2 protein-coding genes are annotated in these 1827 nt (G+C 75.5%); both read right to left on the bottom strand.

Annotated features, from left to right (window positions below):
- On the bottom strand, positions 1-830 hold an 830-nt coding region (panC, locus tag N869_RS14805; RefSeq protein WP_052105632.1), incomplete at its 3' end, for a pantoate--beta-alanine ligase.
- Entirely contained in the window at positions 821-1762 is a 942-nt protein-coding gene (locus N869_RS18020; RefSeq protein ID WP_035062922.1) for a Rossmann-like and DUF2520 domain-containing protein, read from the bottom strand. The genes N869_RS18020 and panC, both read right to left, overlap by 10 nt.
- Between the last annotated feature and the right edge of the window lie 65 nt (positions 1763-1827).

Raw genomic sequence — 1827 nt, forward strand, 5'->3', positions numbered from 1 at the left:
GCCGTACCGCCGTACCCGTCGGGGAGCTCGGCCAACGTCACCGGGTCCACCAGCGCCACGTAGTCCACCACGAGCCCGGCCTCCTGGGAGAGCCGGTCCACGGCGGCACGGTGCACCCGGGTGACGTCCGAGCCGGCCTGGGCCGCCATCCGGGCAGCCCCCAACGCCTGTGACAACGCCAGGGCGGTGGTCCGCTGTTCCCGGTCCAGGTAGGTGTTGCGCGACGACATCGCCAGACCGTCCGCGTCCCGCACCGTGGGCACACCCACGACCTCCACCCCGACCTCGAGGTCGGTGACCATGCGGCGGATCGCGACCAGCTGCTGGGCGTCCTTCTCCCCGAACAGGGCCACGTCCGGCCGCACCATGCCCAGGAGCTTGAGCACCACGGTCAGCACTCCGTCGAAGTGCCCCGGCCGGTGCGCCCCCTCCAGCACCCGGCCCACCGGGCCGGCGTCGACGGTCACCAGCGGCTCACCACCCGGGTAGACCTCGGCGGCGGACGGTGCGAACACCACGTCCGCGCCCGGTCCGTCCGGGCCGTCGAGGCCGCGCAGCAACGCGAGGTCGCCCTCGAGGTCACGGGGGTAGCTGTCGAGGTCCTCACCGTGCCCGAACTGCAGGGGGTTGACGAACACCGTCACGACCACGACGTCGGCGCGGGCCCGTGCCTCACGCACGAGCGTCAGGTGCCCCTCGTGCAGCGCGCCCATGGTCATCACGACCGCGCGGCTGCGACCGCGGTGGCGGTCCAGCGCGTGGGCCAGCTGGTCCCGGGTGCGGGCGACCACGGTCGCCGGCGCCCGGTGGGAACGGGTCGTCACGTCCACGAGCCACCTTCCTGAGGGTCGGGGCCCTCGAGCACGTCCAGCACCCGCTGGGCGTCACCGGTCCCCAGCCGGCCGGAGGCGACGCTGCGTCGCGCCGCGGCGCGGGCCAGGCACCGGTAGGAGTCCACCACGTCGGCCGCCTCGACCTCCTGCACCGCCAGGGCGGTCAGCTCGCGCACGTGCGCCGCGACCGTCCCGGCGTCCCCGCGCACCACCGGGCCGGTGAGTGCGGATGCGGCGGCCGTGTCGGCGTGCCTCACGGCACCGTCCAGCGCAGCCGTGAGCAGCGGGGCCAGCACCCGCCCGGGTGCCGGGACACCCGCCGCTGCCAGCGCCTGGGCGGCCTGCTCCACGAGCACCACCAGGTGGTTCGCCCCGTGGGCCAGAGCCGCGTGGTAGAGGGGCCGGACGTCCTCGGACAGGACCACCGGCTCCCCACCCACCTCCACCACCAGGGCCTGGCCGATCGGCAGGACGGGGGCAGGGGCGGTGACCGCGAACGAGCAGCCCACCAGCCTGGCAAGGTCCAGCGACGTCCCCGTGAACGTCATCGCCGGGTGCACCGCCAACGGGATCGCACCTGCACCGCGGGCCGGGGCGAGCACCTGCGTGCCGTGCGCACCGGAGGTGTGCAGGACGATCTGGCCCGGTTGCCAGGCACCGACCTCGGCCAGGCCCCGCACCAGGTCACCGAGGGCGTCGTCCGGCACGGTGAGCAGCACCAGCTCGGCACGCTCCACCACCTCCTGGACCTCCAGGTGCGGCACCCCGGGGAGCATCGTCGCGATCCGTTCCCGGCTGGCCTCGGACACCCCGCTGGCCCCGACCACCGCATGGCCCACGGCGCGCAGGGCCGAGCCCAGCACCGCACCCACGCGCCCCGCACCCACCACCCCCACACCGAGACGGCCGGGGGTCCCGGCCTCGCTCACCGGACGTCCGACCCGGACGGGCCCGCAGGCTCGGGCGGTGCCGACGGCCCGACCCCAGGCTCGGG

This window comes from Cellulomonas bogoriensis 69B4 = DSM 16987, assembly GCF_000767165.1.
Classification (GTDB): domain Bacteria; phylum Actinomycetota; class Actinomycetes; order Actinomycetales; family Cellulomonadaceae; genus Actinotalea; species Actinotalea bogoriensis.